The organism is Winogradskyella sp., from assembly GCF_013213975.1.
Classification (GTDB): Bacteria; Bacteroidota; Bacteroidia; order Flavobacteriales; family Flavobacteriaceae; genus Winogradskyella.
Map to the genome: position 1 here is coordinate 1 of NZ_JABSST010000102.1, position 8,465 is coordinate 8,465.

5 protein-coding genes and 1 pseudogene are annotated in these 8,465 nt (G+C 37.3%); 2 read left to right on the plus strand and 4 right to left on the minus strand.

Going from position 1 to position 8,465, the window contains the following annotated elements:
* Positions 1 to 193, plus strand: a pseudogene (locus tag HRU49_RS13145) (hypothetical protein); the annotation flags it as partial.
* Positions 194 to 593: 400 nt separating this feature from the next.
* On the opposite strand, the gene HRU49_RS13150 reads toward HRU49_RS13145, so the two are convergent.
* Positions 594 to 4,127: a sensor histidine kinase gene (locus HRU49_RS13150; RefSeq protein ID WP_296357911.1), complete on the minus strand. Its 3,534-nt coding sequence runs from the start codon at positions 4,125 to 4,127 to the stop codon at positions 594 to 596.
* 192 nt (positions 4,128 to 4,319) lie between these two features.
* On the opposite strand from HRU49_RS13150, the gene HRU49_RS13155 reads away from it, so the two are divergent.
* Complete coding sequence (locus tag HRU49_RS13155; protein WP_296357913.1) at positions 4,320 to 4,979, plus strand: response regulator transcription factor; 660 nt, start codon at positions 4,320 to 4,322, stop codon at positions 4,977 to 4,979.
* A gap of 99 nt (positions 4,980 to 5,078) precedes the next feature.
* Here the strand turns inward: HRU49_RS13155 and glsA are convergent, their stop codons facing one another.
* The 3 genes from glsA to HRU49_RS13170 form a co-directional block, all read right to left on the minus strand.
* The gene (glsA, locus tag HRU49_RS13160; RefSeq protein ID WP_296357915.1) at positions 5,079 to 6,656 is read right to left on the minus strand and encodes a glutaminase A; all 1,578 of its coding nucleotides are present in this window, start codon (positions 6,654 to 6,656) and stop codon (positions 5,079 to 5,081) included.
* Positions 6,657 to 6,691: 35 nt separating this feature from the next.
* Positions 6,692 to 8,020 (minus strand): ammonium transporter, encoded by a 1,329-nt coding sequence (locus tag HRU49_RS13165; RefSeq protein WP_296357916.1) that lies wholly within the window; start codon positions 8,018 to 8,020, stop codon positions 6,692 to 6,694.
* A gap of 116 nt (positions 8,021 to 8,136) precedes the next feature.
* The coding region (locus tag HRU49_RS13170; RefSeq protein WP_296357918.1) for a hypothetical protein at positions 8,137 to 8,465 on the minus strand (329 nt) is incomplete at its 5' end.

An 8,465-nucleotide genomic window follows, 5' to 3' on the forward strand; every position in this document is an offset into this window, starting at 1 on the left:
GCCTATGCCAAGGCCAAATCCTACTCCAAAGCCAATGCCGAAACCAGCTCCTGCGCCCCGACCTATGCCAAGGCCAGCCACCAAGCCAAATTACAGACCAAGTATAAGGCCACATTTTAACACACACACACCTTCAAGAAGCACAATGAGTAGACCTACAAGACAAACAATGGGTAAGTATAGACGCCGTTAAAACAACTTACCACAACTAGAGTTTATATCTATATGAATTCAAGAGCCAAAAGTTAAATCACTTCTGTTTTAGCTTTTGGTTTTACGTTCTTTATAGCATATTAGAACTTTAACGAACTTAAAGACATATCTTATGAATTTACATAAGAATTTCAGTAATTGTGTTATTAATTAAACCTTTATTCCCGCTATGGATAACACCTTTTTTATTTCAGTACATAAGCAGTACACACTGTTCGAAAAGACAATTAAACGCTAATTGCTAGACTACTCTCATGAATTGTAGCCTTTACCACATTGGCTTTTTAGCCAAGTATACGGTTTACCGAAGCAATGTTTTTCATAACAGATAGCTAAAAATGATTCGTAATCTATAATCATGATTAAGTCCTGCAAAGTTATCAAGGATCGGTAGGTAGCTCAAAAACTATGGTTGTTCCCTCTCCTTCGACACTGGATACCACAATTGTCCCTCTATTCTTTACAACGAGCTCGTAACACAGTTCGAGTCCTAGTCCAGAACCCTTTTCATTATCGGTACCATAGGTCGTAAAGTTTTTATTCTTTTTAAAGAGCTTGTTTACCTTGTCTTCTGGTATACCCATACCGGTGTCCTCAACGGAAATAGAAACAAAGTCTCCAATTCGTTTGCCATTAATGGTAATACGATCTCCAACTTGTGTAAATTTTATGGCATTAGATATTAAATTACGCAGTACGGTTTGTATCATATTTTTATCAAAGTAGGCTGTAAGGGAATCTGGCACTTTATTGAAAAGGCGCACTTCTTTGCGTACAGCTTCTTTAGAAAAAAGGCTTATGTTTTCTGCTACAAGTGGTTGTATCGCATGTGTCGTAGGCTCATAAATCATTTCTCCTTTTTGCGCTATCGACCATTTAAGAAGGTTGTCTAGTAGGGCACTAGTGTTCACATGATCGCGGCTTAACATTGCCGTTATTTCTGTTCGTTCTTCCGCAGTAAGATCTCCTTCTTCCAATAGCATCAAGCCCATTTTAAGCTGACCAAAGGGTCCTCTTAGATCGTGCGCTATTACCGAAAACATTTTGTTTTTCATGGTGTTGGCCTCTTCAAGATCTGTTTTTTGTAACTCAATTTCTTCTTTTTGTAAACGTATTTCTCTGGTTGCAGTCTCTACTTCTTTGAGTAATTCTTTCTGTCTTTTTTTTAAGTTTCGTAAGCGTAATTTAATGTAAGAATACATTAATAATATCCCTACAAGAGCATAACATACTCGTGCCCACCAGGTGTGCCACCACGGCGGAAGTATTGTAAATCGATAGGTATATTCTGGACTCCAAATTCCCGAAGATCCAATAGCCTTTAGTTTAAAGGTATAGCTGCCATAATTTAGATTCCTATAATCGGCTTTGTTTTCGAGACTAGGTTTAGACCACCCTTGGTTTAGCTCTTCTATTGTATGACTAAATTGTAAATTATGAGGAGCAATCCAATCAATCGCAGAGAAAAAAAACGAACATTGCTTTTGAGAAGGTTCGGCTACTAAGTCTAAAGGGAGGTTGTAAAAAGGAAGCGTTTTATTGTATGTAAATGGTAGCGAATCGCCTTGCGCAATGGCATTAAAATCATAAAACGTATCGTTGAGTTCAATCCTATTCAAACGGATACTGGGATAGCTAGGTGTTTGATTGGGATTTTTGGGACTTTTCTTGGTAATATTTGCCACATTCGAAAGCCACAACATTCCTTTACTATCTAGCAGAGCATCACCCTGAAAAAAAGACAGTTCAGGTAGACCGTCTGCCTCAAAATAAGAATGGATTAGATACGGTTTTTCATCTTTAGTATTTTGGGTTTGGGGTGTAAATGTTGTAAGGCCTTTTTCTGTTGTGGCCCAGAGGGTGTTATTGCGATCTTCTTGTAATGACCAAATCACATTGTCTGAGATTCCATCATTCGCGGTATAGGTTTTAAATTGCTCTCCATTAAAGGTAGAAATGCCGCCTCCGAGGGTTCCAATCCATAATAAGCCAGTACTGTCTATAAAAAGGGTATTTATGGTGTTTTCACTTAGACCTTCTTTTTCACTATAAAACGTAAATACTGCACCGTCATATCTAGCTAAACCAGCATTTGTAGCAATCCAAATACTCCCTTCACGATCTGTAATAATATCATTGATTGTATTGTGTAAAAATCCATTTTCTTCATTATAGTTGTGTATTTCATCATCAGTAAAAACCGTAATACCTTTGGTAGTCCCCGCCCATACCTGTTGTTGGTTATCAACATAAACACATCTTACAGAATTACTCGAAAGCCCCTGATCTATGGTATAGTTGGTAATTGTATTGTCCTTATAGGCACTTAATGCCTTGGGAGTAGCTATCCAAACCGTTCCCTGAGAATCTTCTTCTATATCTTCTATTGAATTTGATAGAAGCCCCTTAGTTTTATTTAAGGACATCACAAGATGCTCTTTAAGAATAGTAACGCCACTACTATTACTCCCAATCCAAATATTTTTTTGATGATCTTCCATAAGTGAGTGGTAACTTGGTGTTCCAATAGATGATGCTTGTGTTAGATATGAAAACGAATCGTGTCTAAAAATCCCTAAGCCGCCGCCGTCAGAAGCTAACCACAAATGATTGTCATTATCTACATAGAGGCTTTGAAGATTCTCATTAATTAATCCTTGCTCTTCTGAATAGCCATATAATTGATTATTTCGATATTCAAAAAGCCCCGACTCGCTAGAAGCAATCCAAATTGAACCGTCTTGATCTTCTACAATTTCAGTGATCCCCATTATTTTATCTTGAACATCACTAATTTGATAAAGCATGTCATCTTTGTAGTAATGAAGGCCATTTTGACTACCAATCCATAGCCTAGATGTAGAATCTAAAAATAGTGCTTGAATACTATTATCTTTTAGGCCATCATTTTGAGTGAGATATCGAAAATTGGTGCCGTCAAAAAGAGCTAAACCAGCCGCTGTAGCAAAATAAATAGTCCCCATATCGTCGCCTGTAATAGCACGTATATTATTGTGAGGCAAACCCTCTGCGGTCGAAAATAAGGTGTAGGTAGTACCATTGTAATAAATAGCTCCTCGGGGTGTTCCAAGCCAATACCCGCCTTTAATATCTGGATAAATACTTGTAATAAAGTGATGAGGCAGTCCATCTTTTTCACTAATATTGGTAAAGGAAAGACCGTCGTAGACACAGAGGCCTCCTTTGGTGCCGTCACCTCGCGTTCCTATCAAAATATTTCCAGATAGATCTTCCGAGATGGTGTAGATGAGATTTGAAGCTAAGCCTTGTTCTTTGGTATAGTGAGTAAAGTTCTGACCATCATACATACTTAACCCATTGTAAGAACCCACCCAAATACGCTTTTGTGAATCCTGAAATACACAATATACATAAGACGTTAGTAGGCCACTAGTAACATCAAGAGATTTAATGTCAAAGGGAACAAGGGTATTTTTATATCTCGGGGCAAGAGCGTTTTGTCTTGGTAGTTGCACCCTTTGTTTACGTTCTCCAACCATACGGTAAGGACGTCCTGTAGGTAGTGTGTCACCAATCGTATTCACCACCCAGGTGGTGTCATAATGCTTCTTAATGGTTTGTTGTTTTAGTGAGCTTAAAGGGAGTTCTAATGACAACCTTACAAAAGGAATAACATTATTTACCAATTCAGTAGATGGCAATACACCTGTTGCTATAGGCTCAGCAGGCGATAGAAATCTCTTTTTTGTAATTTTTGGATTAATGCGCAACGGTGTTCCTGTTGGAATGATTGATCCAAAATGATTTATAACAGACGTACCATCGTTTTTAGGGCTAGTAGGAATGCTATCGTTTTTAAGATAGCCTTGCCTTTTATCGCTCTGCGCGTTATAAATTTGATTTTTTTTGGCTCTAGACTCTACACAAGCCACGCTCAAACAGACTGTCAAAAAAAGAAGGTATGGCCAATATTTATGGACTTTCAAAGCGTTTATATCATTAAGTTTTCTATTTTTGATACCATAAGGTTAAAATATGGAACCCAACAATAATATTAAATAGGTACCAAATAAAATAATTTTAAATCAAATAATCGAACGATTCGTTCCGAAGTATAGTTCCCAATGACCGATTCTATTAATGTCTTAGTCGCAGAAGATCATCCGATATTTAGAAGAGGGTTAATTGACATTATAAATAGTGATCCTCACATGAGCGTTGTGGCTAATTTGAGCAATGGTATGAATGTCACAACCGTAGCCAGAAATTGTAGGCCTGATATTATCGTATTAGATATTGATATGCCTATCAAGTCTGGCCTAGAAGTAGCTACTGATCTGCAAACCGAAAAAAATCCAGCAAAAGTCATTTTTTTAACGTCCAATAGTTCTTATGAGGTATTCTCCAAAGCAATTACGGCTGGAGCAAAGGGTTATATTTTAAAAGATAATGCTATAGAAGACACCGTAAATTGTATTCGTTTAGTGGCTCAAGGTAAAATGTATGTGTCACCCTCATTAACAGGGTATTTAATGAACGATTACAAAGCACCTAAAAAGGATAGCCCAGATGCCCTAAAAGATAAATTAACACCTTCTGAATTCAAAATTTTAAACTTAATCGCAGAACATAAAACGAGCAAAGTCATTTCAGAAGAGTTATTTATTAGTCCAAAGACCGTAGAAAATCATCGAACTAACATCTCAAAAAAATTAGGCATTTCTGGCACTAATGGCCTACTTAAATTTGTTTTAATTAACAGGCATTTGTTCGATAACAACTAACCTCAGACTGAAGCAATAATTTATACCTTTTCTATCCTAATTAAAATCACAAATTACTTTATTTTATCAATCATTCCTATGTTTATTTTTACTTCGATGCTATGCGTTAACTCGTAACATTCTTTGTTTAAAAAAAGATACAATTTCCTCGTAATTCCCACGTTCAGCATCTTTAAGCGGCACAGTGCCCCATCTATCTTTTAGACTAATCTTCGCTTTTTTACTCACCAAGTACCTAACCACTTCAAGTTCGCCTTCCGAAGCTGCCAAATGCATGGCTGTTCTTCCATCGTAATCTGCTGCATTAAGATCTACTCCTAGAGCTTCAAGCCGTTTTACTTCATCTAAATCACCTTGTGCAGCAGCCCATATCAATGCCAATACATTATCAATTTTCGTTTCAAATTTTCTCTTTCTAGGGTCTTTTTTACTTCCATTATTCACCAAATTATCGTAATTATGAAAATTGAATTGTTCTGTTAGTTTCTTGCAAAATTCAACCCCACGTACACTGTTTCCATGTTCATCTAGACGGGGTGACCAAATCGCTATTCCCATGACATTAGGAATCACAATAAGGAGTGCTCCTGAAACTCCTGATTTTGCTGGAAATCCGATGGTAAAAGAAAACTCTCCTGAAAAATCATACATCCCACATGAGTTCATTAAAGACAAACAATTTTTAACCGTATTAGGGTCAAAAATCTGTTGTCCTGTTTGTGGCTGCATACCACCATTAGCCAAAGTACTAGCCGCATTTGCCATGGCAGACGCCGTTACCTCAATGGAGCAACATTGAAAATAGAACTCAAGAGTTTCGACCAAATTAGTATTTTCTGGAAAGGCATCGCTTTCACTCATAAAATAGGCTAAAGCAAAATTGCGATCGGCTGTTTTTCGTTCAGATAAATATACCGAATTATTAAAGCTAGGTTTTATACCTCCAGACAAGTCTTCCCAGGTTTTAAGTACATGGTCAAAACGATCAGACATATCCAATTCAGGCTTTAACAAAGCACAACTCATTATAGCGCCTGAATTAATTAACGGGTTATGAGGCAGCCCATCTTTATTCAAAGCCATTTCATTAAAAGATCGACCACTAGGCTCTCGACCTATATGTTGGTGTACTTTTTCTTCGCCTAGTGCATCGTGTACTATACAATAATTAATTGGCTTACAGCTAGACTGTAGACAAAAGAGCTCTTTAGCGTCTCCATAATTAAAACTTTGACCATCTACTGTGCATACCGAGAAGCCAAACTTATCTGCATCTACCCGAGCCAGTTGAGGAATATAGTCAGCTACCTTTCCATTACTATTTTTTTTAGTTTCCTTGAAGATCGCACACATATCTTGAGTAAAGCTTGAAAAATCAGAAATGATTAGATCTCCTGTAAGTGCCTTTTTCACAATAGTGTTAGGATAAATACTTTCTTCAAATTGTTTAAGTGAGATTTTTTTTTCACTACCAGAAGAAGTCGAAGAAAGGTTTTTGTGAATATTTCGTAAACGATAATCTGTTCTTAAAATACCTCGCTTCTCTAAAGATTGCCATAATTGGTCTGGTGTTATATAGCCCGAATTATTGGAATCAATAATACTAAAAAGAGCTTTTACATCAGGTTTTAATCTAACCTTAACAGGAGTTTTTGTATTGTTGTCAATTGTTTTCATATTTGTTTTTATTTTTTCGTTAAACCAACATGTTGTTAAGCCGATTTCTTAATGGTCAAGTTTGAAACAACCCCTTCCTCTTCATAATCAAAGCTTCTCTCGCCATGAATCATAGCATCTAGACCGTAATCTTCTATGTTTTCGGTGACTCTTGCACCCTTACTTAACCATGAAGCTACTTTAAATACCAAATAGGTCCCAACTGCCGAAAATATTGCCACAATAACTATAGCTTTTAATTGTACCCAAAGTTGACCAGGATTACCGTAAAGTAGCCCTGAAGCCATATTGATATCGGGATTAGCAAAAACACCTGTTGCTAATGCACCTGCAATACCTACAAGACCATGGACTCCAAACGCATCTAAAGTATCATCGTAGGCAAGTATTCTCTTTAACTTTACAGCCCCGAAGTAGCCCACAATACCTCCTAAAACGCCAATACATAATGCTCCTGATACATCCACGTATCCTGCTGCTGGGGTTATCGCTACCAGTCCAGATATCACACCCGTAGAGGTGCCTATCAAGGTTGGTTTCTTAGTGTCTTTGTACTCAAACAGTAACCAAGCCAGACCTCCGGCACAGGCCGCCACATTGGTAACAAGAAATGCGTTGGCTGCAATAAAATCTGCCGCTAGTTGACTTCCTGCATTAAAACCAAACCAGCCAAACCATAATAAAGCTGAACCCAACACGGTCAATTTAACAGAAGAGGGCTTTTCTTCCATACCAAATTTTTTCCGTTTACCTAATAGCAGGCTTACCACCAAACCAGCAACGCCCGCATTGATATGTATGACGGTTCCTCCAGCAAAGTCAAGTTCGCCAGAATTACTAAGGAAACCACCTCCCCAAACCCAGTGAGCTACAGGACTATAAATACAAACAATCCAAAGCAATGCAAAAAGAATCCAGGTAGAAAATTTGATCCGTTCTATAATTGAACCACTAATAATTGCTACGGCAATCGCTGCAAAAGTGCCTTGAAATACTACAAAAAGATAGGTTGGTATGGTTCCAATTGTATCTGTGATTTTTATATCACTCAACAAAAAATTCTCTACATTTCCTAATATAATCCCTTCACCACTAAAGGCTAAGGAATACCCCACAGTAACCCAAACCACACTAGTAAGGCAAAAGGCTATATAGCTCATCCCTATGGTGTTTAGTACATTCTTAGTTCGTGTTAATCCACCGTAAAACAAGGCCAAACCAGCGGGTGTCATTAACATGACTAAAGCGGTAGCGACTAAAATCCAAGCGGTATCGCCACTGTTTATGGGTGTTTCATTGTTTTGAGCATATCCTACTATCGGTAAGAAAAGTCCAGTTGCTATTGTATATATTTTAGTTTTCATAATTTTTAAGTTTTCTCGTGTTTATTTTCACCTTTTCAAAACCATTGCGCCTTCTCGTTAACATCAAATGAATTTGATATTATTTTTTATTTCATATCTGAGCAATGGATTTTGTTTTAAATAGATAACATATCTCTATACCTAGGAAGTTTCCATGATTGCTCAGAAACAATTTCGTCAGCATTCTCTCTAATTGGATCGAATAAAACCTGTATTTGATCGGCATAAAATTTAGATCTCTTTGTTATATCTTGAATCGCCTGAGCTTTACTAACTTTTGCCTTTAGTTCGAACAAATACAGACGAACATTATCTTGAAAATCAGTAAAAACGCCCACTTCATTTTTTACTGTTTCGGCTGCGTTGATCAACCCTATATCAGTTAATCCCTTGTGCATTGCTAATACCTCATCTAGATGAGAAACTGCTGATGGAAGCACATAAG

Coding starts and splice junctions, on each gene's coding strand:
- HRU49_RS13155 (WP_296357913.1), top strand. CDS start 4,320: ATGACCGATTCTATTAATGTCTTAGTCGCAGAAGATCATCCGATATTT.
- glsA (WP_296357915.1), bottom strand. CDS start 6,656: ATGAAAACAATTGACAACAATACAAAAACTCCTGTTAAGGTTAGATTA.
- HRU49_RS13165 (WP_296357916.1), bottom strand. CDS start 8,020: ATGAAAACTAAAATATATACAATAGCAACTGGACTTTTCTTACCGATA.